We start from the raw sequence: 20886 nt of genomic DNA on the forward strand, positions 1-20886 counted from the left end.
CCTCAGCGCTTGGCCTGCCAGGGGCAGTAGCAGCCCACGGCAAGCAGTCCTTTCGGGCGTACGGTCTCACCACGTACCAGCTTGTCCAGCAGCGGTTCGACGAAACTGTTGGCCGAGTTGCAGACCATGCCGATGCTGTACGGGCCGGCGTAGGCCAGATGGCCGTGCCGGTCCCAGATCGCCACGGCAGGGCTGGCCGGGATGTGCTCGATGCCGTCGATGGACGGCAGGTTGATCACCTTGTTGCGCAGCGGCTCGGGCAGTTCGCCCTGCGTGCCAGGGCGACGGATCGCGTAGAAGTCGATGCCGGCGCGGCGGTACATGCTGATCAGGTAGCTCAGGTGGGCACCGGTCTCGCGGTTGCACACCCCGCAGGCCGGGTCCCAGAAATGCACCACGCGGATGCGGCCGGTATCTCCGGCCAGATCGGCCGGCAGGCGCAGCTGCGAGTCGTCGAAGACAATGGCCTGTTCGGTGAACGTGGACTGCGCGCTGTAGCCGAAGTACTGCCACAGCGCAGCCGCCACGCCGGCCATGAACAGGCAGGCGAGGGCGATCATTGTCGGCAGCAGCCAGCGGCGGCGCGGCGCGGCTGCGCCCATCAGGAGTCTTCCCGGCCGAACTTGTGCACGTACTGCTTGCGCATCTCGCGGCAGGAATCGGCCTGCGCGCGACGCTGGATCTCGCTACGCGACGGATCCTCGCTGCGCTGCAGGCACTGCTCGATGGCATGGCGTTCGGCGGCCTGTACGTCCACGGTCTGTGGCTGCAGGCAGACCCAGGCCAGCGCGGCCAGCATCAGCACGACAAAGCCGCCGCAACCGGCCATCACCAGGTGGAACTTCAGTTTCTCGGCGCGCATCGATGCACGTCCCTTCATCCATACATTGCATACAAAATATCATCTTGTATGGATGTCGTGCCACGTGGACGACTCAGACGATGGCGCTGTGCCGGGCCTCGGGGGCTTCAGACAGGATCTCGTTCAGCTTGGCCAGCGCCCCGGCCAGCGCGCCCTGGTCGACCGCGCCGCCCAGCGACAGTCGGATGGCGTTGCCCGGCGGCGGTTCTTCCACGCTGAAGGCGTCGGAACTGGCGATGCCCAGGCCCTGTTCCTGCGCGGCCTGGATCAGCCGGTACTGGTCAAGCCGTGGCGGCAGCGGCAGCCACACATGCAGGCCGGCCGGATGCGCCTGGGCACGGGACGGCAGGTACTGCGCGGCAATGGCCTGGCGCTCGCGCAGTTCCTGCCGGAAGCGCTGCACCATGTCCTGGGCCTGGCCGCTGCGGATCCACTGCGAGGCTACTGCCACCATCGACTGGGTCGGCATCAGCGCGATCGCGCGCAGGGCGTCCAGCACTGGCTCCATCGGCTCGCCGGCCGGCACCACCAGGTAAGCGGTGCGCAGGCCCGGGGCCAGGCACTTGGACAGGGTGGAGATGTAGTAGACCGGGCAGCCGGCGTCGCGATGGGCGGCCAGCGGCGACGCGGCGTCACCGGCCAGCAACCAGTAGGGATCGTCTTCGATCACGGTCAGATCGTGGCGCTTGGCGACATCCAGCAGGGCCTGCCGGCGCTGCGCCGACATCGTTGCCGTGGTGGGGTTCTGGATGGTCGGCACCAGGTACAGCAGGCGCGGGCGGCGCAGCTGGCAGGCTTCTTCCAGAGCCTCGGGCAGCATGCCTTCGGCGTCCATCGCCACCGGCACCACGCCCCGCTGCAGCACGCGCGCGGCCGCCAGCAGGCCCGGGTAGGTCAGCTGCTCGGCGGCGATCAGCTCGCCTGGCTGGGTACGGGCCAGGATCAATGCGCACAGCGCGGTCTGCGCGCCGGGGCAGATCACTACCTGGTCGGCACCCACCGTGCCCAGCATCGGCGCCAGCCACTGCACCGCGGCGGCGCGGTCCTCGCGGGTGCCGGCGCCGACGTGGTAGCTCATCAGTTCGCCCTGGCCCAGCTGCTGGCCCACGTGCTGGAAACCGGCCTCCATGCCCTGTGCAAAGGGCGCGCTGCCCAGCAGCGGCGGGATGTTCATGCTCAGGTCGACCGAGGTGCTGCGGTTGCCGGCCGACAGTGCGATGAAGGTGCCGCCCGCGCCCTGGGCGTCGAGCAGGCCGGCCTGGCGCAGCTCGGCGAAGGCACGGGTGACCGTGGTCAGGTCCACGCCCACCTGCTGGGCCAGGTCGCGTTGTGGCGGAAGGCGGTCGCCCGGGCGCAGCACGCCGTCATCCACCGCCTCGCGCACCTGCTGGGCAATCTGCAGGTACAGCGGGCCGGCGCCCTCGCGGAAGGGGCGGACCCAGGTGCGATTGGGGTGTTTCAGGCGGCGGCCGGCGGCAGGTGGCGTCATCGGTCAGATTTTTCCATACGTGCAGATGCACAAGTCCATACAATGCTGTATCTTGTATGGGCTTGATTGGAGTGGTTCGCCTGCTTGTAGGCGACCTCGTACCCACAGTGTAGCCGCTCCACGCCCGGGCGCTGCGCGCAGGCGAGCCGGTCAAGCGCGCTTCTTCAACAGGGTTGACCTCCAATGAATATCTGCTGGAACCGCATCCGCCTGGCGCTGGTCGCCCTGGCCTGCGTCGGCCTGTCGGGCTGTGACTGGGTGCTGCTGGATTCGAAGGGCATGGTCGGGCTCGCCCAGCGCGACCTGATCCTGATCTGCATCGGCCTGATGCTGATCGTGGTGATACCGGCCATCGTGCTGACCTTCGTGTTCGCGTGGCGCTACCGCGCCGGCAACACCAAAGCGAAATACATGCCTGACTGGTCGCACTCCACCAAGGTGGAGATCGTGGTCTGGGGCGTGCCGCTGATCATCATCGCGGTGCTGGCGGTGATCGTGTGGAAGTCGACCCACGAGCTGGACCCCTACAAGCCGCTTGACGTGGCCGGTGAGCCGCTGCACGTGGACGTGATCGCCACCGACTGGAAATGGGTGTTCGTCTACCCGGACCTGGGCATCGCCACGGTCAACCAGCTCAACTTCCCGGCCAACCGCCCGCTGGCATTCAACATCACCTCCAACTCGACGATGAATACCTTCTTCATCCCGCAGCTGGGTGGGCAGATCTACGCGATGGCCGGCATGCGCACGCAGCTGCACCTGATCGCCAACGAGCCCGGCCAGTTCCGTGGCATGTCCGGCAACTACAGCGGGCATGGCTTCTCGAACATGAAGTTCATCGCCACGGCCAGCAGCAACGAAGACTTCGAGCGCTGGGTGGCCGAAGTGCGCAGCGCGCCCGACGCGCTCAGCTTCACGCAGTTCAAGGCGCTGGCCGCGCCGTCGAAGAACGCACCGGTGCAGCACTTCTCCAGTGTTGAACCGCTGCTGTTCAAGAAGGTCATCGACCAGTTCATCGGCGTCGGTGAGAACACCGCAGCTGCTACCCCGGCGGGCGCTGCCGGCGGTGCCCAGGTTTCCCAGGAGTAACGAACATGTTGGGTAAATTGACGTGGGAGGCCGTGCCGCTGCACGAGCCGATCGTCGTGGTCACATTGGCGGCCATGGTGCTGGGTGGCCTCGCGCTGCTCGGCGCGGTGACGTACTTCAAGCTGTGGGGCCCGCTGTGGCGTGACTGGTTCACCACCGTGGACCACAAGAAGATCGGCATCATGTACGTGGTGGTGGCGCTGGTCATGCTGGTGCGCGGCTTCGCCGATGCGCTGATGATGCGCGCGCAGCTGGCCGCGGCCGGACCAGGCAGTGATGGTTTCCTGCCGCCCGAGCACTACGACCAGATCTTCACCGCACACGGCGTGATCATGATCTTCTTCGTGGCCACCCCGTTCGTGGTCGGCCTGATGAACATCATCGTGCCGCTGCAGATCGGCGCGCGCGACATGGCGTTCCCGTTCCTCAACGCCTTCAGCTTCTGGATCTTCGTGGTCGGCGCAGCGCTGATGATGATCTCGCTGGGCGTCGGCGAATTCGCCATGACCGGCTGGGTCGCCTATCCGCCGCTGTCGGGCATCGAGTTCAGTCCAGGCGTGGGTGTCGACTACTACATCTGGGCCTTGCAGGCGTCCGGCATCGGTACGTTGCTGACCGGCGTCAACCTGTTCATCACCATCCTGCGCATGCGTGCGCCGGGCATGACGTTGATGAAGATGCCGGTGTTCACCTGGACCGTGCTGGTCACCAGCGTGATCATCATCGCCGCCTTCCCGATCCTGACCGTGGCGCTGGGCGCGCTCACCCTGGACCGCTACCTGGACTTCAACTTCTACACCAACACGTTGGGTGGCAACCCGATGATGTACGTGAACCTGGTGTGGGCCTGGGGCCATCCGGAGGTGTACATCCTGGTGCTGCCGGCGTTCGGCATCTTCTCCGAAGTTACGGCCACGTTCGCGCGCAAGAAGCTGTTCGGCTACAAGTCGATGGTCGGCGCCACGCTGGCGATCGGCATCCTGTCGTTCATCGTCTGGCTGCACCACTTCTTCACCATGGGTTCCGGTGCCAGCGTCAATGCCTTCTTCGGCATCATGACGATGATCATCGCCATTCCCACCGGCGTGAAGATCTTCACCTGGCTGTTCACCATGTATGGCGGCCGCGTCGAGTTCAGCGTGCCGATGCTGTGGACCATCGCCTTCCTGGTCACCTTCACCATCGGTGGCATGACCGGCGTGCTGCTGGCCATCCCGGGCGCGGACTTCCTGCTGCACAACAGCCTGTTCCTGGTCGCGCACTTCCATAACACCATCATCGGCGGCGCGCTGTTCGGCTACCTGGCCGGCTTCGCCTACTGGTTCCCGAAGGTGTTCGGCTTCACCCTCAACGAGCGCCTGGGCAAGTGGTCGTTCGCCTGCTGGGTGATCGGCTTCTACCTGGCCTTCATGCCGCTGTACATGCTCGGCTTCATGGGCATGACCCGCCGCATGAACCAGTACGACAACCCGGCGTGGACGCCGTACCTGATCGCCGCCTTCATCGGCGCGCTGTTCGTGTTCGCGGGCATCATCCTGATGCTGGTGCAGATCTACGTGAGCGTTCGCGACCGCAAGCGCAACCTGGACCTGACCGGCGACCCGTGGAATGCGCGCACGCTGGAATGGGCCACGCCGTCGCCGCCGCCGTTCTACAACTTCGCGGTGGTGCCCAAGGCCGATGAGCTGGACGCCTTCCACGAAGCGAAGAAGCGCGGCCTGCCGCCGCCGCCGAAGAAGTACGCACCGATCCACATGCCGAAGAACACCGGCGTGCCGCTGATCCTCAACATCTGGATCCTGGTGCTGTGCTTCGCCCTGGTCTGGCACATCTGGTGGATGGCCGCGGCCAGCTTCATCGCGATGATCGTCACCCTGATCGTGCGGTCCTACGACGAGGACGTGGACTACTACGTCAGTTCCGAAGAGGTGGCGCGCACTGAAGCGGCCAACCTTGCCAAGCTGAAGGAGGTACGCGCATGAACCTGTTGACCCGCCCCGAGCTGGCCACCGGCACGCAGGCACACGAGGACCACCACGAACACGACCACAGCCACGAGCAGGGCGGCATGAAGGTGTTCGGCATGTGGGTCTACCTCATGTCCGACCTGGTGCTGTTCGGTTCGCTGTTCGCCTCGTACGCGGTGCTCAGCACCGCCTACGCCGGCGGCCCCACCGGCAAGGAGCTGTTCTCGCTGCCGTTCGTGATGGCCGAGACCTTCCTGCTGCTGGTCTCCAGCATCACCTACGGCCAGGCCGTACTGGCGATGCACCGCCACGACACCTCGGCGGTGCTGCGCTGGCTGGGCGTGACCTTCGTGCTCGGTGCCTCGTTCATCGGCATGGAGATCTATGAGTTCTCGCACCTGATCCACGAAGGCGCAGGCCCCAGCACCAGTGCCTACCTGTCGGCGTTCTTCGCGCTGGTCGCCACCCACGGCCTGCACGTGGCCAGCGGCCTGATCTGGATGGCGGTGGTCATGCACCAGGTCTACCGCCGTGGCCTGACCCCGACCAACATCACCCGCGTGTCGTGCCTGAGCCTGTTCTGGCACTTCCTGGACCTGGTGTGGATCTGCGTCTTCACCTTCGTCTACCTGATCGGAGCCTTCTGACATGGCCCACGTCGAAACCTCGCGCGCCGGCAATGCGCACGGCTCCACCAAGTCCTACCTGATCGGCTTCGTGCTGTGCGCGCTGCTGACCGTGGTGCCGTTCGCGCTGGTGATGAACCCGGTGCTGTCGCGTCCGCTCACGCTGTTCCTGCTGGTCGGCTTCGCGGTGGCGCAGATCCTGGTACAGCTGGTCTATTTCCTGCACATGGACCGCAAGTCCGAAGGTGGCTGGAACCTGGCCAGCTTCGTGTTCACCCTGGTGATCCTGTTCATCATCGTCGCGCTGTCGGTGTGGATCATCTGGAGCATGCACTACCACATGATGATCAACTGACCGTGGCCGGGGGGATCGGCACGGATCGCGCGATCACCCCGGCACCTCAGCCCTCTTTTCCCCCAAGGGCAGGCCTGACCGAGACCCCGCCCGCATCTGCGTTGGTGGTACCCGTGAAGCGTCCTGCTGCTGTTGTCCGTTCGTTGTTCTCTCCCCGTTTCCGCCTGCCGCTGCTGGCAGGCCTGGCCATCGGCCTGCTGGCTGGCTGCAGTGTGCAGTCGCGCATGGACTTCTACTCCAAGGACATCGCCTGCGAAGAACTTGGCCAGCAGTGGTCGATGCCCGACAGCCACGGCACCGTGCGTGGCCCGAAGGACCTGCAGGGGCAGGTGACCTATCTGTTCTTCGGTTTCACCAGCTGCCCGGATGTGTGCCCGACCACCATGGTCGAGCTGAGCCAGGTCAAGCACCTGATGGGCAAGGATGCCGACCAGCTGCAGGTGGTGTTCGTCAGCGTCGACCCGGCGCGTGATACGCCGGAGGTGGCGCGCACCTATGTGGAAGCCTTCGACCCCAAGGCGATCGCACTGGTCGGCAACGAAGCGCAGTTGGCCGCGATGGCCAGCGACTTCAAGGCGTTCTACGAGAAAGAGCCCGGCCAGGTGCCGGAGACCTACACCATGAGCCACATCGCGGGCGGTTACGTGTTCGACCGCCAGGGCCGCCTGCGCCTGTTCGCGCCCTATGGCATGCCGGTGGACGAGCTGTTCTCCGACGTGCAGCGCCTGCTGCTGGAGCCCGCTCATCCAGCCGCCGGCAACGACGCACTGGCCAGCTGCAGCCGCAAGCACAGCGACACACTCGCCGCCCGGTAATCCCGGGCCATGCGCGGCTGATGCCGCCTGTTCGTCGCGCACGCTGCCCCGGTAGGTGTCGACCTTGGTCGACACGTGGGTGCCGACCGTTGGTCGGCACATCCCCCACACCAATCCCCCGGCCGGCCAGGAGAGCCAACCGGCCGGGGGCACCACTCAACGCCTTACTTGGTTTCTTCCCACTGCACCACGTCCGGTTCGGCCGCCTTGATGCCGGCGGTCGACAGCAGCTTGGTGGTCGCATCCAGCGCCGCGTTCACCGACGGGTACTCCACAATCGCGCGGCCCGAGGCCTTGGATACCTTCACCACGGTGCCGCCGGTGGCGGTGGCCGCACGCTGGGCCGAGGCCGCATCGGTGAAGAACACCTTGACCCGCGAGGTCGCCACTACCGGCGCGCCATCGTTGGAGACAGCGGCCGCAAACTTGCTGGCACCGGCATCCGCACGTGCGGCCACACCGGTAGACGCATCGGTGGACCGCTTGCTGCGGGTGCCGACGGCCGCCGCGCTGGCATCAGCCCCGGTGGTGATCCGGAACTGACCGCCGCTGGCCGGCTGCACGGTTGCCGACGGCGCCAGCTGGAAGCGCGCGCCGCCTACATTGAACGAACGGCCGGTGGCCTCCGCCTTCAACTGCTGCGTGTCTACGGTCGACAAGGTCTTCGCCGGAGGTGTCTGGCCCGAACTCTGTGCCCAGGCGGTGGTGGTCATCGCCGCGAGGGCGAGGGTGCTCAACAGAATGGTCGTCTTCATCATCAGTGCCCCAGAACGCGGATCTTGAAGAATTCGAGGTTGCCACGCGATGCAGCGTTCGCGGCCTGCCCCAGGTCGGTGACTTCCAGCGTCCAGGTGCCCGTGGCGTTCTCATCCAGGAAGGCATTGCTGGACAGCAGGTCCCAGTTGGTGAAGTTGCGCTGGACACCATTGAGGCCAGAGCCGATCGCGGTGAATGCCGGCTGCACCACGCTGCGCGTGCCACTGGGCGAGACCAGCACGAACTGCAGCTGGCGGGTGTTGCTGTGATTGACCCGGAAGCCGAGCTGCACGCTTTCGATGTTGCGCGCGCCATTGGCCAGCTGGAAGGTCAGGCGAGCAGCAGTGGCCGAGGTATTGCCGATGGCTACGGTGCGCGTCGTGTTGCGCCAGCCGCTGTCCACCAATGCACCCAGCGACTGGAAGTTCTCGGCGACCTCTACTGCACGGGCGGCGTTGACCACGCCGAAGCCGTACCAGTTGCTGTAGGCGCGGCCGGCGGCATTCACCGTCCAACCCGGCACCAGCACGCGGCCATCGGAGTGCGTGACCGCCGCCCGGTTCGGGTCATTGCGGGTGGCCGTGGTGGCCAGGATGTACTTCACATCGCGGTAGGACAGGTTTGGATTGGTTTCCAGCAGCAATGCCGCCACGCCCGACACCATCGGCGTGGCCGCCGAGGTACCGTTCATCTTGCCGGTGTAGTTGCAGGTGCTGTCGATGGCGGACTGGTCGCCGTCCAGTGTGTTGCGCAGGCTCGTATTCTTGTTGCTGCCCTGCGCGCAGCCGGTGACGTCGGTGGTGAGGATGGCCGGATCGTAGCGGATCGCCAGCTGCCCCGGCACGACCTGCCGCTGCCAGCCGTTCTCGCCACCGAAGCCGGACACCCACAGCGCCGAGCCGGTGGACGAGTACGAGGAGCGCACGCCATCGGCGCGCACGGCGGCAACAGTGATCACGTTGAACAGGTTGTTGCGCGGATCGCGGCCGGCCGGAATGCAGCCCGTGTTGCGGTTCTTGGTGTCTGCCGAGCAGATGTCGGTGCCATCCGAGCGTGCGCCGTTGTTGTGGTTGTTGCCGGCGGCTTTCACGTAGATGCCACCGCGCCCGCCACGGGTGCCGGACATGGCCTGCTCATAGGCGGTGATGTCGTTCTGGCTGTAGGCCAACGGCAGGTTGGGGTTGCCCGGGCTGGAGCCCCAGCTGTTGTTGAAGACCCCCACGTCGGCCACTTCGGCGCCATCCCACCACGAGTACTCGATGTTGGAATTCGAATTGCCCTGGGCATTGGATGCCAGGAAATTGAAGCCCTTGAGTGTGGCCGCCGAGGCCACGCCGCGCACGCCCAGGTTGTTGGAGCCCACCGCACCGGCGATGCCGCCGACCATGGTGCCGTGATTGTCGCGGTCAGGATTGGACGGTGAAGGGTTGTTGCTCTGGTTGGCGAAATTCTTGCCCGCGACCGCCGCGACGTTGGCAGCCAGGTCCGGGTGGGCGATCTGCAGGCCGTCATCGACGATGGCGATGGTGACGCCCTGGCCACGGATGCCATTGCGGAACAGGCCATCCACGTTGAGATCGTTGCCGGCCACCGGCAGGGTATCGCCCAGTACAGCCTGCCCGGTGTTGAGCAGATGCCACTGACGCCCGGCCAGCGGATCGGCCTGCTGGGCCTGGGCGGTGACGGCCAGGCTGCCCAGCACCAGGGCAGTGGCAAGGGCCAGGCGCGCGGAGCACGGTGGCGCGGAGCGTTGCGTGTGTCGCTTCATACACGAATCCTTCTGTTGTGAATCGGCATGGCAGGACGGCGGGGCGGATCTGCCCCATCGCAACGAGCCAAACGCGACACAACGAACAACCCCCTACCTCTTCACACACCCAATCTGCAGATGTGCCGATTGCGTCACAAACGCTTATGCCGCGGGGTAATGACGACTGCGCGTTCCTGTAGAGCCGAGCCCATGCTCGGCTGATCGGACGGTCCCGTGTGTAAAGCAGCCGAGCATGGGCTCGGCTCTACACAAGCAGTGTCATCGCGCGCCCTCACATCCGGCTGTGCTACTACAGCCCGTGCACCCTTCCGCGTCGGAGCACGATGATGGTCAATCCGCTCGCCCAGGCCCATCGCGGCCTCGGCACCACGCTGTTCAGCCTGTTGAACCCGATACCCTTCGGCTTCTTCGTCGGCGCATTGATCTTCGACGCGATCTATCTCAACAGCGCCGAGGTGATGTGGGGCAAGGCCGCTGCCTGGCTGATCACCTTCGGCCTGCTGATCGCCATCATTCCGCGCCTGATCAACCTGTTCGCGGTCTGGCGCCGCAGCGGTACCGCCACCCGCATCGACCGCATCGACTTCTTCCTCAACCTGGTCGCAGTGGTGCTGGCCATCTGGAACGCCTTCGTGCACAGCCGCGACGCCTATGCCGTTGCGGTGCCAGGCACGATCCTGTCGGCGCTGACCGTGGCCCTGATCGCACTGGGCCTGATCCTGCTGTCACTGCAGCCGCCGGTGCTGCAGGGAGGTCGTCATGGTTAAGCACATCCTGCCCACCGTGGCCGCGCTGGCACTGGCCGTCACCCTGTCGGCGTGCGCGGGCAAGGCCGAATACCACCCCGCTGACCAGTCCGGCGCACAGCCGCCGTTGCCGGCACCGAAGAACTTCCTGATGCCGCCGATGCAGGTGCCCAAGGGCGTCGGCTGGGCCGACGGCCAGTCACCCACGGTGGCAGAGGGCCTGAAGATCGAGCGCATCGCCGCCAACCTGCTGCATCCGCGGCGGCTGTTGACCCTGCCCAACGGCGATGTGCTGGTGGTGGAAGGCAACGGCCCCGGCGAAGAACCGGTCACCACGCCCAAGCAGTGGATTGCCGGCAAGGTGAAGGCGCGCTCGGGCAAGGCCGGCAAGGGCGGCAACCGGGTTACCCTGCTGCGCCGCACGCCGGGAACGAACACCTGGACCCAGCACGTCTACATCGAGGGCCTGCACTCGCCGTTCGGCATCCAGCTCATCGGTGACACGCTGTACGTGGCCAACACCGGCAACATCATGCAGTACCACTACGTGCCCGGCGAAACCCGCATGTCCGACAAGGGCCGCGAGTTCACCGACCTGCCCAGCACCATCAACCACCACTGGACCAAGGAACTGCTGGCCAGCCGCGATGGCCGCAAGCTGTACGTGGGCGTGGGTTCCAACAGCAACATCACCGAGAATGGCCTGGCCGTCGAATACCGCCGCGCGGTGGTGCTGGAAGTGGACGTGGCCACCCGTGGCAGCCGCATCTTCGCCTCGGGCATCCGCAACCCGACCGGCCTGGACTGGGAGCCGAGCACCGGAGAGTTGTGGGCTGTTGCGAACGAACGCGATGAGATCGGTGCCGACCTGGTGCCGGACTACCTCACCTCGGTGAAGGAGGATGGCTTCTACGGTTGGCCCTACAGTTACTACGGCCAGCATGTGGACGAGCGCGTGCAGCCGCAGCGGCCGGACCTGGTGGCCAAGGCGATCGTGCCGGACTACGCGATCGGCTCGCACGTGGCGCCGCTGGGCCTGCTGTTCTACACCGGCCAGGCACTGCCGGCGCAGTACCACGGCGGCGCCTTCATCGGTGAACACGGCAGCTGGGACCGCTCGCCGCTGAGCGGGTACGAAGTGGTCTACGTACCGTTCAAGGACGGCAAGCCGACCGGGCGGCCACAGACCGTGGTCAGCGGCTTCGCCTCGAAGGACGAGAAGACGCTGATGGGTGCGCCGGTGGGGATGGCCATGGATGCAGAGGGCGCGCTGCTGGTCGCCGACGACGTGGGCGACGTGGTGTGGCGGGTGTCGGCCAAGTAGTTCTGTAGAGCCGAGCCCATGCTCGGCTGCTCTTCGTTCGGTGCACGGAAACCCGCGCGGTGCGCGCGTAAGCCGAGCATGGGCTCGGCTCTACAGTTCCGCAGTACTGCTGCGGAACCCGCTGAACACCGACTCGGCAGCAAACCCGACGCCGCCCAGCAGCACGCCGAAATACACCACCGTGGCCACCACGAAGCCGTAACCGGCCGCCACCGCCGCGCCATCGCGCTGGATGAAGCCGATTGCAAAGGCCATCAGCGCCAGCGCCGGCAGCGTGTTGCTGAAAGGAATCGGTCCGGCGGGCGCCATCAGCAGCAGGGTCGCGAACACCAGCATCAGGTTGTTCAGGCGCATCATCTTCTTCGAGCGCACCATCACCGCCAGCCGCATCGGCCGCGACAGCCGCTCCATGCGGTGCACCCACTTCAGCGCACGGCCCAGGTTGGCCTTCAGCTTGTCGGTGGCGATCTCGCGGCGCGCCAGCTTCTGCGGCACCCACAGCGGGCGGTTGCGCACCCGGCTCAGGCCGATCAGCAGGATCGAGGCACCGAATACGGTGCTCAGCCCGGGAATCGACACCGGAATGATGAAGATGGCCGAGAGCAGGATCACGATCAGCAGCAGGCCTTCATCGCCCAGCGCACTGAGCAGGGTGCCGACGCTGACCTGCTCGCCGGGCAGCTCGTCGATCATCTCCTCGATCTGCTGGGCCAGAGGAGCACTGTCGTTGGTTTCGGGGGCACGGTAGGTCATGCGTCGCAAGGTTCTCCAGGGAAGGGCGGTCAGCGGGCCGTCCTGCGGTGGGGGACGCACAGGCTCCCGCAGTATCCCGGCCAACGTGGGAAAAGAGGTGAACCGGGCATGAGGGGGTAAACTGGCGTGCCCCGCACGAGTTGAACGCAATGGACATGGGCCGCAGGCAATCGACCATCGAACTGGTCGCCATCGACATGGATGGCACCCTGCTGGACCCCAGCCACACGCTCACCGCCCGGGCCAAGCAGGCCATCGCGCAGGCGCGCGCGCTGGGGGTGCACATCGTGCTGACCAGTGGCCGCCCGGTTCCCGGCCTGGCACCGTTCCTGCACGAGCTGGGCATCACCGGCGACGACGACTACTGCATCGCCTGCAATGGCGGCCTGGTGCAACGCATCGGCACGCGCGAAACCGTGGTCGAGTATCCGCTCAGCTTCGACGACTTCCTGTTCTGCGAGCAGGTGGCCCGCGAAGTGGGCGTGCACTTCCAGGCGCTGGACAGCCAGCGCATGTACACGCCCAACCAGGACATCAGCTATTACACCGTGGCCGACTCGCATCTTTCGCGGATGCCGCTGTCCTACCGCCGCGTGGAAGACATGGACCCGTCGATGTCCTTCATCAAGCTGATGATGATCGACGCGCCCGACGTGCTGGATGCCGCCATCGCGCGCCTGCCCAGCGAGCTGACCGAGCGCTTCGCGGTGCTGAAGAGCGCACCGTTCTTCCTGGAAGTGTTCGACCGCCGCGCCGGCAAGGGCCCGAGCCTGCAGAAGCTGGCCGAGCACCTGGGCATCGATCGCGCCAACGTGATGGCCATCGGTGACCAGGAAAACGACCTGACCATGCTGCAGTACGCCGGTACCAGCGTGGCGATGGGCAATGCCATTGATGCTGTGAAGGCGGTGGCGCGGTTTGAAACCACCAGCAACGCCGATGAAGGTGTGGCGCGGGCGATCGAGCGCTTCGTCCTGCAGTAACCGCGCGGTCAGCTGTCCAGGTAGCTGCCAACCTCATCCGCCCCGGTAGGTGCCAACCTTGGTTGGCACACGCAGACGGCAAGCGCCGACCAAGGTCGGCCCCGACCACGCCGGGGCTATACCCACGTATAACCCACCCATCCCTATCGCCATTCGCGCTGTACCACCGCGCAATGGCGAATGCGGCAGCGCGATGCAAGAATTTCGCACGTCGAAATCACGCCATCGAATTCTGAGGCAGAGGATCGTCTTCCTCTGCCACTGACCGGCGCGCACTGCGCCGTCACCCCCAACGCAATCGCATCGCCAGCCAGGGCGCCGACACCGGTGCTGCAACGCGCTGGCCGTGCACGTGCGCCGCTCTCTCCCTACATCCTGGATCTGCCCATGAACACCCCACCCACGACGCGCCTCGCCCTGGCCATCATCGCGGCCACCACCGCACCTGCGTACGCCGCGGAAACGCACGATGCCGCGCACGACACGCCCACTACGCTCAACGCCCTGCAGGTCATCGCCACACCGCGCGGTGCGGCCGTGGCACCGACCCAGGTGATCGGCCCCAACCGCTACATCATCAAGGCCGAAGACCTCGACGCGATGGTCACCGGCAACAACGGCCTGGCCATGCTGAAGCAGGTACCGGGCGCCAGCTACACCGCCACCGACGGGCTGGGCCTGGATATCTCCGCCACCAGCCTGTTCGTGCGCGGCTTCCGCATGAACGAAATGGGCATCACCTTCGAAGGCGTGCCGCTGAACGACAACGGCTTCCTCTCGCTTACCGGCACCAGCGTGGTGAACGTGGGCGTGCCCGATGGCATCGGCGCGATCACAGTCAGCCCCGGTGGTGCGCCGGTCAGCGTGTTCTCCAGCAGCGTCAACGGCGGCAGCCTGGAATACCGCCTGCGCGACCTGCAGGACACGCCCAGCCTGCGCGTGAAGCAGGGCGTGGGCAGCAACAGCACGCTGGTCACCACCGTGTCCGGGCAGAGCGGCCAGCTCGGTGAGCATGGCCCGAAAGTGCTGGTCGACCTGCAGCGCGTGTCCGCCGACAAGTACCAGGGCGAGGGCACGCAGAACTTCCTGCGCGGCGACCTGAAGCTGCAGCAGGACGTCGCCTGGGGCGATGTCACCGTGTTCCTGTCCGACAGCAAGGCCAAGGTCTGGGGCTACAACAACATCTCCTTCGACATGATCCGCAAGCTGGGCTGGAAGGCCGACATCTTCTATCCCGATTATGCGTGGGCGTGGTACGTGGCCTCGCCGGAAAACGCGGACAAATCCTGCGGCGCCTACACCTGCGGTGAGCTGTCCGAACTGATTCCGTACGACACCGGCCAGACCACCCGCGACCGCGTGTCATCGATCAACCATCGCTTCCAGATCACCCCAGCGCTGAGTGGCAACGTGCAGCTGTACAACGCCAACAGCCACACCCAGGCCACGCTGACCGACCCGACCGTACCGTCGCCCAACGGCGCACCGTTCTCCGAACAGGTACAGACGCCGCGCCTCAACCGCCTGGGCGGCATGGTCAACCTGCAGTTCGAGACCGGCGCGCACACCTTCACTGCCGGTTTCTGGCAGGAGAAGAGCAAGGCCGCGGCCAAGACCGAGTGGTACCAGCAGCCACTGCTGGGCGAGGGCCCGCCGCTGAAGGCCACCGGCCCGTTCGACGTGTACGGCCCCGCGTTCAAGACCGACAACGCATCGAGCTGGGTGACCCGCTCGCGCCAGTTCTACCTGCAGGACGACATCGTGCTGAACGACACGCTGAAGCTGGGTGTCGGCCTCAAGGCCGTGGACTTCCGCACCCGCGGTGGCGGCCTGGGTGATGCCAAGGACCGGCCGGTGAATGGTACGCTGCGCGCGAAGAGCAACTTCCTGCCACATGTCTCGCTGTTCTGGAGCCCGACCGAATCCACCGACGCCTTCATCGACCTGGCCAACACCATGAACGGCTACCGCGTGGCCCAGCGCGGCAACATCGGCTACACCGCCTCCGCATGGACCATCACCGACCAGGAAGAGTTCGACCGCGTGGCCGGCACGCTGCGCCCGGAGAAGAACTGGAACCTCACCGTAGGCGCGTCGCATCGCTTCGACCGGCTGACGATCACCGGCGACGTGTTCTACAACGACATCCGCAACCGCCTGCTGTCAGCAGCCATCGGTACCCAGTTCGCGCAGATCAACACGGTTCGGCTGATGCCGAAGATGCATGTGATCGGTGCCGACCTCGGTATCACCGCCGACCTGACCGACCACCTGCAGTTCTATCAGGGCGTGGCCGTAGCCCGTTCGTACTACGACAGCGATTTCGTGGTGGGCGACACGGTGTACCCGATCAAGGGCAATGCCCAGCCGGGCTACCCGCAGATCTCGCTGGTCAGCGACCTGTCCGCGCACTTCGGTGACTGGCGTTTTGGTGCCACCAGCACCTCGTACCTGCGCCAGCCCTTCACCTACGAGAACGACATCCGCGTGCCCACGTTCTGGCAGGTCAACACCTATGCCGCCTACCGCTTCGGTGCCGATAGCGCGGTGCCGGGGCTGGAGCTGCGGCTGGACGTGAGCAACCTGTTCAACCGCCACAACATCGGCACCGCCACCATCGCCGGCTCGTCGTTCTCGGGGGATTACCAGACCCTGCAGCGCAGCGCGCCACGGCAGCTGATGTTCAGTACCTCGATGACCTTCTGAGTAGATCCACGCCATGCGTGGATAGCTGACCCCTGCCAGAAACACGCCTTGCGCAATCAACAGGGATTTTCTGGCGGCGACGCAAGGTTCCCACAATGTTGCTGGGTCATGCTGTCGGCATGGCTCAGTACAACCCGCGATCACCGTTGTTCGACATCCGGAGCCCGGGACGGCCCCGGCAGGCGCCGTCCGTGACGCCTGTGATCGACCTGCAGGCCGAGTACCAGTTCTGGCACGTCTACGAGCGCGTGGTCCGTCCGTTGCCCGGTGGGGGGCTGCGGCAGGCCTGGCTGGTGTGCCAGAAGGTGTACCGGGACCGGTGGCAGCACCCGGACGACAGCGACGAGGCGGCGTTGTCGCGGGTGCTGTTTGGCGGGAACATGACGGCTGACCGGGCGTCGGAGCTGGCGGAGCTGCACGCGCTGGTCAGCCGTCGGGTGGCGTTGCTGGCGAAGCGAGGGCGGGTGGATACTGCGGCCTGAGGCGCGAGGGCTGTCCTCGACGTGCCGAGCCGCTATGACCTGCTCTTGGTAGAGTCGACTGTTAGTCGACTGCTCTTAGCTTCGGCCCTCCAAGAGACCGCGCGTCGCGCGCGAGTCGACTAACAGTCGACTCTACCAACGCCCCCTCGGGACGGTGCTTCTAGGGCTTTCCCCGATCCAGCTGCCGATAGCCAATCGCCTCAGCCAGATGCGCCGTCCGGATCACCTCGCAACCCGCCAGATCCGCAATCGTGCGCGCCACGCGCAGAATCCGGTGCATCGCCCGTGCGGAAAGCTGCAGACGTTCAATCGCCTGCTCAAGTAGATCCTGATCGGCCTCGCTCAGCTTCGTGCACGCCCGCAGCGCCGCCGGCGGCAGATGTGCATTGAGCCCGCCACGTGCCTGCTGCCGGGCATGGGCGGCTTCCACCCGTGCACGTACCGCAGCACTGGGCTCACCCAGCGGCGTGCTCTCCCGCAGCTCCACCGCGTCCATTCGCGTTACGCCGATATGCAGATCGATGCGGTCCAGCAGCGGGCCGGACACTCGCGCACGATAGCGGTTGATGCGCTCGTCGCTGCACAGGCAACGGTTGCTGCGGTCACCGGCCCAGCCGCACGGGCAGGGATTCATCGCAGCCACCAGTTGGAACCGCGCGGGGTACTGCACGCTGCGCGCCGCGCGGGCGATGCGGATGTGGCCGGATTCCAGTGGCTCGCGCAGGGTTTCCAGCGCGCTGCGGTTCCATTCTGGGAGCTCATCAAGGAAGAGGACTCCATGGTGGGCCAGTGATATTTCACCGGGGCAGGGCGGGTTGCCCCCACCCACCAGCGCCGCCGCGCTCGCGCTGTGATGGGGCGCTCTAAAGGGCCGCTGCCGCCAACGTCTTGGGTCCAGCCCTTCGCCACTCACCGACGCAATCGCGGCAAGCTGCAGCGCCTCAGTCTCTTCGGTATCCGGCAACAGGCTGGGCAGGCGCGAGGCCAACAGTGTCTTGCCGCAGCCAGGACTACCGATCAACAACAGATGGTGCCCACCGGCAGCGGCCACTTCCAACGCGCGCCGTGCATGCGCCTGCCCGCGCACGTCAGCCAGATCCGGCAGCGGCAACGGCGTCGTGTCCACGCGCTCCACGGGCGGCAACAGGCGCGGGTTGCCCAACCCGGCGCAGCATTCCAGCAGCGTGCGCGCCACACGCACATCCGCGTGCTCGGCCAACGCAGCCTCTGCGGCATTCCCTGGCGGCACCACCAGGATGCGCCCGGCTTCAGCGGCCGCGATCGCAGCCGGTAGTGCACCGGCCACCGGCCGCAGTTCGCCGGTCAGGCCCAGCTCGCCCAGGAACTCGTACTGCAGCAGCGACTGCGGATCGACCTGGCCACTGGCCGCCAGAATGCCCAGCGCGATGGCGAGGTCGTAACGGCCGCCTTCCTTGGGCAGGTCGGCAGGCGCCAGGTTCAACGTGATGCGCCGCTGCGGAAAGTCGAAGCGTGCGCAGAGCAGGGCGGCACGGACGCGCTCGCGGGATTCGCGCACGCTGGTCTCGGCGAGGCCAACGATCTGGGTGACAGGCAGGCCGCCAGAGAGATGCACTTCCACCCGCACCAGCGGGGCATCGACCCCGGCGCGTGCACGGCTGTGGACCAGCGCGAGGCTCATGTGTGGCTTCCTGCAGAGGGATGCTTGATGGTGCGGCAGGCGTTCCGCATGGGATATCGGGAATTGCTGGTGAAGCGGCTAGGGGGATTCCTGCAGACCGTTGGAGTGCGCCTGCGCGCTTCGTAGCGGCCGGTGTTCGCGATCGAGTGTCGGAACTCAACCGGTATGACGTGGAACAACGCCGGGGAATAGGCCGTTGCCGCTCGCCCGGGCCGGCCTTTCACCTCACTGGATCTGCGCCCGCGAGACTGCGGAAATCCAAGAAAATTCCCTATGAAGTGCTTTTCGTACAGGCATTTACATTTCACCGGAACTACACACATTTACTTGAAGGTGAGCAAAAGGGGCGCTAAAATTCACCCAACACACCCGCCAAGCCTCTGACGCGCTAGTTCGCGACATGCTCAAATTGGCGGGTTTTTTTTTGCCTGCTGATTGGAGTCAGGATGACTGACTACCGCAAACCACCCCTGTCGATTCAGGAGCAGTTGGATCTCCTCCAGCAGCGCGGGCTGGCCATCGGCGACGCCGCCAATGCCAAACGCTATCTGCAGCGTGTTGGCTACTACCGCCTCATGGGCTATCTCTACACACAGCGTGTGCCCGGTAGCGACAGCTTCCGAGCTCAAGCGACATTCGAAGAAGCGGTCAGTCTCTATGAATTCGATTGGGCCCTTCGAGACCTGGTAATGGAGGCCGTTGGCCATATCGAGGTCGCAACGCGGACCGTGCTCACGTACCACTTTGCCCATGCCTATGGCGCCTTCGGCCACTTGGAGCCGCGCAATCTGGCATTCACCGGGCAGGAGTATGCGGATTGGCTCGGCGGCGTCGAAAGCGAAGTGACGCGCTCCAGGGAGGCGTTTATTCGGCACTACAAGGACAAGTACGCCTCACCCGCATTCCCCAGAGTACCGATCTGGATGGCGACAGAAGTCATGTCGCTCGGCTCGCTTTCTCGCTTCTACAAAGCGCTGCACTCCAGAGAACAGAAGGCTGTTGCGGGTGAGATGCTGCTGGCCGCGCCGGTCTTCGCAAACTGGCTGCATGTCACCAGCGTGGCGCGAAACGTCGTTGCACACCACAGTAGGTTATGGAACAAGGAGCTCGGTGTTTCGGCAGTTCGTCCACGGTCGGCAGGATGGTCTGAGCGCGAGGCGCCATACGCACCGAATCGTTGCTTCTTTCTGTTGCTCCTGCTTCGCAGACTTCTGGAAGCGACGACCGCTGATTTCAGGGATTGGCGTGAACGTGTCGATACCCACCTCTCGGCTGGCCTGACGACCGAAGTCCGAACGAGAAGCATCGGGGCTGCGACTGGATGGCAGGACCATCGCCTTTGGCGCGGGTAAGTCCCAGGAGGCGCCGCTTCCTCCAGACATTTGTTGCGAATGGGCCGGTTAGGGGGGGGGGTCAATGGCGGCCCAGCACCCCAAACAGACACCGCTGCTCATCCAGCACCAGCCCATTGAAGCGCCCAAACCGCGTCTCAACCCACGAAGGCCCAGCACTTTCCACCAGCAACCGGCCCTCACTCTGGTGCAGATCCAGCCAACGCTCGAAGCTGATGCGCAGACGCTCGATGTCCGGCGCCCGCCACCGTGCATCGGCAGGCATGCGGATCAGCACGCGCGAGGGCGCGTTCTCCACGTCCAGCACCAGAACGCCCTTGCAGCGGATTTCGAAGGACGTCACCCCGGCATAGCGCGTGCGCAGTTCAAAGCCCTCATGCGCCTTCGCAGTGACGAAGCCCAGCGCATCACTGTGCAGCAACCGGTAATCGGCCGGTTGCAGCTTCTGGTAGGCCCACACCTGATCGCCCGCGGGCTCGGGCCATGCTGCCCATACTGCGCCGATCACCGCGATGCACATCACCGCAGCGGCAAGGCCGTGCATCTTCATTCGTCACCCCGCACACAGGCAGAAAACTCCGCGCCGTAAGCGCGCTCAGTCCTTGGGTCGCATCCGCTCGTGGATGAAGGCGGTCAGCGCGAGATCGGCCATCACCAGCCCCTCCATCACCCGGTCGCCCACGTACTGTTCGGGCTCGCCGTTCTGGCGCGTGCGCTCGGCCGCCAGCAGGATCTCCTGCACGATGCGCTGGCCGGTGAGCGCGCAGTCGGCGTCGGACAACGCCATCTGCCGGCTGCGCAGGTGGTGCCGCTCGGGCCAGGGCTGGCCGTCGGCCGCAGCGCCCGCACCGATGGCGTGCAGGATGGCGATGAGGCTGTTGGGGTCCAGCGCGGGCTCGGGTGACGGCGCTTCCTGGATCGGGCGCGGGGGCGGGGAGTGCGGTGTGGTCATGGCGGGCTCCGTGCAAGCAGGCGGACGCCGCCACCGATAAAGGTGGCGGGCAGAGCGTGGCTCGAAAACCGGGCTATTAGGAAGAAACCGGCGGGCACAAGGCCCCCACGCCCCGCCCGCCATAGCTGGCAGACGGAATGCCAGCCGACACCACGCAAGGTGATGCCGGCTGGCAAGTGCAAACAACATCCTAATAGC

At 65.7% G+C, this 20886-nt stretch carries 20 protein-coding genes; 11 read left to right on the forward strand and 9 right to left on the reverse strand.

What is annotated here, in order from left to right; translation table 11 throughout:
• Window positions 1-2: 2 nt before the first annotated feature.
• The 3 genes from AC5P8D_RS11955 to AC5P8D_RS11965 are packed head-to-tail and all read right to left on the reverse strand — an operon-like array spanning window position 3 to window position 2351.
• Window positions 3-602 (reverse strand): DUF6436 domain-containing protein, encoded by a 600-nt coding sequence (locus AC5P8D_RS11955; RefSeq protein WP_049454011.1) that lies wholly within the window; start codon window positions 600-602, stop codon window positions 3-5.
• Window positions 602-880: a hypothetical protein gene (locus AC5P8D_RS11960; protein ID WP_019336318.1), complete on the reverse strand. Its 279-nt coding sequence runs from the start codon at window positions 878-880 to the stop codon at window positions 602-604. The genes AC5P8D_RS11955 and AC5P8D_RS11960 overlap by 1 nt, the downstream gene beginning before the upstream one ends.
• 55 nt (window positions 881-935) lie before the next feature.
• Window positions 936-2351 (reverse strand): aminotransferase-like domain-containing protein, encoded by a 1416-nt coding sequence (locus tag AC5P8D_RS11965; protein WP_495203354.1) that lies wholly within the window; start codon window positions 2349-2351, stop codon window positions 936-938.
• Window positions 2352-2534: 183 nt separating this feature from the next.
• Here AC5P8D_RS11965 and cyoA point away from each other — a divergent pair, with 183 nt between their 5' ends.
• The 5 genes from cyoA to AC5P8D_RS11990 all read left to right on the forward strand — a co-directional run bounded on the left by cyoA (window position 2535) and on the right by AC5P8D_RS11990 (window position 7203).
• Window positions 2535-3440, forward strand: coding sequence for a ubiquinol oxidase subunit II (gene cyoA, locus AC5P8D_RS11970; protein WP_049435746.1), 906 nt, complete (start codon window positions 2535-2537; stop codon window positions 3438-3440).
• 5 nt (window positions 3441-3445) lie between these two features.
• The gene (gene cyoB / locus AC5P8D_RS11975) at window positions 3446-5422 is read left to right on the forward strand and encodes a cytochrome o ubiquinol oxidase subunit I (RefSeq protein ID WP_006474876.1); all 1977 of its coding nucleotides are present in this window, start codon (window positions 3446-3448) and stop codon (window positions 5420-5422) included.
• Window positions 5419-6054, forward strand: a complete 636-nt coding sequence (cyoC, locus tag AC5P8D_RS11980) for a cytochrome o ubiquinol oxidase subunit III (protein WP_010482111.1) — start codon at window positions 5419-5421, stop codon at window positions 6052-6054. Before cyoB ends, cyoC begins: the two co-directional genes overlap by 4 nt.
• A gap of 1 nt (window position 6055) precedes the next feature.
• The gene (cyoD, locus tag AC5P8D_RS11985; RefSeq protein ID WP_005411473.1) at window positions 6056-6388 is read left to right on the forward strand and encodes a cytochrome o ubiquinol oxidase subunit IV; all 333 of its coding nucleotides are present in this window, start codon (window positions 6056-6058) and stop codon (window positions 6386-6388) included.
• A gap of 143 nt (window positions 6389-6531) precedes the next feature.
• Window positions 6532-7203: an SCO family protein gene (locus tag AC5P8D_RS11990; protein ID WP_495203424.1), complete on the forward strand. Its 672-nt coding sequence runs from the start codon at window positions 6532-6534 to the stop codon at window positions 7201-7203.
• A gap of 164 nt (window positions 7204-7367) precedes the next feature.
• Here the strand turns inward: AC5P8D_RS11990 and AC5P8D_RS11995 are convergent, their stop codons facing one another.
• Both AC5P8D_RS11995 and AC5P8D_RS12000 read right to left on the reverse strand, forming a co-directional pair.
• A complete protein-coding gene (locus tag AC5P8D_RS11995; RefSeq protein ID WP_043401240.1) occupies window positions 7368-7961 on the reverse strand; it encodes a S8 family serine peptidase in 594 nt (197 codons plus the stop codon).
• Window positions 7961-9727: a S8 family serine peptidase gene (locus AC5P8D_RS12000; RefSeq protein WP_159360678.1), complete on the reverse strand. Its 1767-nt coding sequence runs from the start codon at window positions 9725-9727 to the stop codon at window positions 7961-7963. The genes AC5P8D_RS11995 and AC5P8D_RS12000 overlap by 1 nt, the downstream gene beginning before the upstream one ends.
• Window positions 9728-10056: 329 nt before the next feature.
• On the opposite strand from AC5P8D_RS12000, the gene AC5P8D_RS12005 reads away from it, so the two are divergent.
• Both AC5P8D_RS12005 and AC5P8D_RS12010 read left to right on the forward strand, forming a co-directional pair.
• A complete protein-coding gene (locus tag AC5P8D_RS12005) occupies window positions 10057-10497 on the forward strand; it encodes a DUF2231 domain-containing protein (RefSeq protein WP_049431961.1) in 441 nt (146 codons plus the stop codon).
• Window positions 10490-11800 (forward strand): PQQ-dependent sugar dehydrogenase, encoded by a 1311-nt coding sequence (locus AC5P8D_RS12010; RefSeq protein ID WP_495203355.1) that lies wholly within the window; start codon window positions 10490-10492, stop codon window positions 11798-11800. Before AC5P8D_RS12005 ends, AC5P8D_RS12010 begins: the two co-directional genes overlap by 8 nt.
• Before the next feature lie 90 nt (window positions 11801-11890).
• Here the strand turns inward: AC5P8D_RS12010 and AC5P8D_RS12015 are convergent, their stop codons facing one another.
• Window positions 11891-12553 (reverse strand): exopolysaccharide biosynthesis protein, encoded by a 663-nt coding sequence (locus AC5P8D_RS12015; protein ID WP_490849236.1) that lies wholly within the window; start codon window positions 12551-12553, stop codon window positions 11891-11893.
• A 149-nt stretch (window positions 12554-12702) separates the two neighbouring features.
• Between AC5P8D_RS12015 and yidA the strand changes: the two genes are divergently transcribed.
• From yidA to AC5P8D_RS12030, 3 genes are all read left to right on the forward strand, one after another.
• On the forward strand, window positions 12703-13536 hold the full coding sequence (gene yidA, locus AC5P8D_RS12020; RefSeq protein ID WP_049453999.1) for a sugar-phosphatase: 834 nt from the start codon (window positions 12703-12705) through the stop codon (window positions 13534-13536).
• Window positions 13537-13923: 387 nt separating this feature from the next.
• Window positions 13924-16242, forward strand: a complete 2319-nt coding sequence (locus AC5P8D_RS12025; protein WP_049453996.1) for a TonB-dependent receptor — start codon at window positions 13924-13926, stop codon at window positions 16240-16242.
• 95 nt (window positions 16243-16337) lie between these two features.
• Complete coding sequence (locus tag AC5P8D_RS12030; RefSeq protein WP_191863451.1) at window positions 16338-16724, forward strand: hypothetical protein; 387 nt, start codon at window positions 16338-16340, stop codon at window positions 16722-16724.
• A 160-nt stretch (window positions 16725-16884) separates the two neighbouring features.
• Here AC5P8D_RS12030 and AC5P8D_RS12035 read toward each other — a convergent pair whose 3' ends face one another.
• Window positions 16885-18384, reverse strand: coding sequence for a YifB family Mg chelatase-like AAA ATPase (locus AC5P8D_RS12035; RefSeq protein ID WP_125427338.1), 1500 nt, complete (start codon window positions 18382-18384; stop codon window positions 16885-16887).
• A 446-nt stretch (window positions 18385-18830) separates the two neighbouring features.
• On the opposite strand from AC5P8D_RS12035, the gene AC5P8D_RS12040 reads away from it, so the two are divergent.
• Window positions 18831-19736 (forward strand): Abi family protein, encoded by a 906-nt coding sequence (locus AC5P8D_RS12040; RefSeq protein WP_495203356.1) that lies wholly within the window; start codon window positions 18831-18833, stop codon window positions 19734-19736.
• A 61-nt stretch (window positions 19737-19797) separates the two neighbouring features.
• Here the strand turns inward: AC5P8D_RS12040 and AC5P8D_RS12045 are convergent, their stop codons facing one another.
• Both AC5P8D_RS12045 and AC5P8D_RS12050 read right to left on the reverse strand, forming a co-directional pair.
• On the reverse strand, window positions 19798-20286 hold the full coding sequence (locus tag AC5P8D_RS12045) for a cold-shock protein (RefSeq protein ID WP_495203357.1): 489 nt from the start codon (window positions 20284-20286) through the stop codon (window positions 19798-19800).
• Window positions 20287-20331: 45 nt separating this feature from the next.
• Window positions 20332-20688 (reverse strand): hypothetical protein, encoded by a 357-nt coding sequence (locus AC5P8D_RS12050; protein ID WP_312718750.1) that lies wholly within the window; start codon window positions 20686-20688, stop codon window positions 20332-20334.
• Window positions 20689-20886 lie beyond the last annotated feature (198 nt).

It is taken from the genome of Stenotrophomonas sp. YJH_SMC_101-4 (genome assembly GCF_059370395.1).

Excerpts from the sequence above, each read along its gene's own strand:
- AC5P8D_RS11955 (WP_049454011.1), bottom strand. The coding sequence starts at position 602 with ATGGGCGCAGCCGCGCCGCGCCGCCGCTGGCTGCTGCCGACAATGATC.
- AC5P8D_RS11960 (WP_019336318.1), bottom strand. The coding sequence starts at position 880 with ATGAAGGGACGTGCATCGATGCGCGCCGAGAAACTGAAGTTCCACCTG.
- AC5P8D_RS11965 (WP_495203354.1), bottom strand. The coding sequence starts at position 2,351 with ATGACGCCACCTGCCGCCGGCCGCCGCCTGAAACACCCCAATCGCACC.
- cyoA (WP_049435746.1), top strand. The coding sequence starts at position 2,535 with ATGAATATCTGCTGGAACCGCATCCGCCTGGCGCTGGTCGCCCTGGCC.
- cyoB (WP_006474876.1), top strand. The coding sequence starts at position 3,446 with ATGTTGGGTAAATTGACGTGGGAGGCCGTGCCGCTGCACGAGCCGATC.
- cyoC (WP_010482111.1), top strand. The coding sequence starts at position 5,419 with ATGAACCTGTTGACCCGCCCCGAGCTGGCCACCGGCACGCAGGCACAC.
- cyoD (WP_005411473.1), top strand. The coding sequence starts at position 6,056 with ATGGCCCACGTCGAAACCTCGCGCGCCGGCAATGCGCACGGCTCCACC.
- AC5P8D_RS11995 (WP_043401240.1), bottom strand. The coding sequence starts at position 7,961 with ATGATGAAGACGACCATTCTGTTGAGCACCCTCGCCCTCGCGGCGATG.
- AC5P8D_RS12000 (WP_159360678.1), bottom strand. The coding sequence starts at position 9,727 with ATGAAGCGACACACGCAACGCTCCGCGCCACCGTGCTCCGCGCGCCTG.
- AC5P8D_RS12005 (WP_049431961.1), top strand. The coding sequence starts at position 10,057 with ATGGTCAATCCGCTCGCCCAGGCCCATCGCGGCCTCGGCACCACGCTG.
- AC5P8D_RS12010 (WP_495203355.1), top strand. The coding sequence starts at position 10,490 with ATGGTTAAGCACATCCTGCCCACCGTGGCCGCGCTGGCACTGGCCGTC.
- AC5P8D_RS12015 (WP_490849236.1), bottom strand. The coding sequence starts at position 12,553 with ATGACCTACCGTGCCCCCGAAACCAACGACAGTGCTCCTCTGGCCCAG.
- yidA (WP_049453999.1), top strand. The coding sequence starts at position 12,703 with ATGGACATGGGCCGCAGGCAATCGACCATCGAACTGGTCGCCATCGAC.
- AC5P8D_RS12025 (WP_049453996.1), top strand. The coding sequence starts at position 13,924 with ATGAACACCCCACCCACGACGCGCCTCGCCCTGGCCATCATCGCGGCC.
- AC5P8D_RS12030 (WP_191863451.1), top strand. The coding sequence starts at position 16,338 with ATGTTGCTGGGTCATGCTGTCGGCATGGCTCAGTACAACCCGCGATCA.
- AC5P8D_RS12035 (WP_125427338.1), bottom strand. The coding sequence starts at position 18,384 with ATGAGCCTCGCGCTGGTCCACAGCCGTGCACGCGCCGGGGTCGATGCC.
- AC5P8D_RS12040 (WP_495203356.1), top strand. The coding sequence starts at position 18,831 with ATGACTGACTACCGCAAACCACCCCTGTCGATTCAGGAGCAGTTGGAT.
- AC5P8D_RS12045 (WP_495203357.1), bottom strand. The coding sequence starts at position 20,286 with ATGAAGATGCACGGCCTTGCCGCTGCGGTGATGTGCATCGCGGTGATC.
- AC5P8D_RS12050 (WP_312718750.1), bottom strand. The coding sequence starts at position 20,688 with ATGACCACACCGCACTCCCCGCCCCCGCGCCCGATCCAGGAAGCGCCG.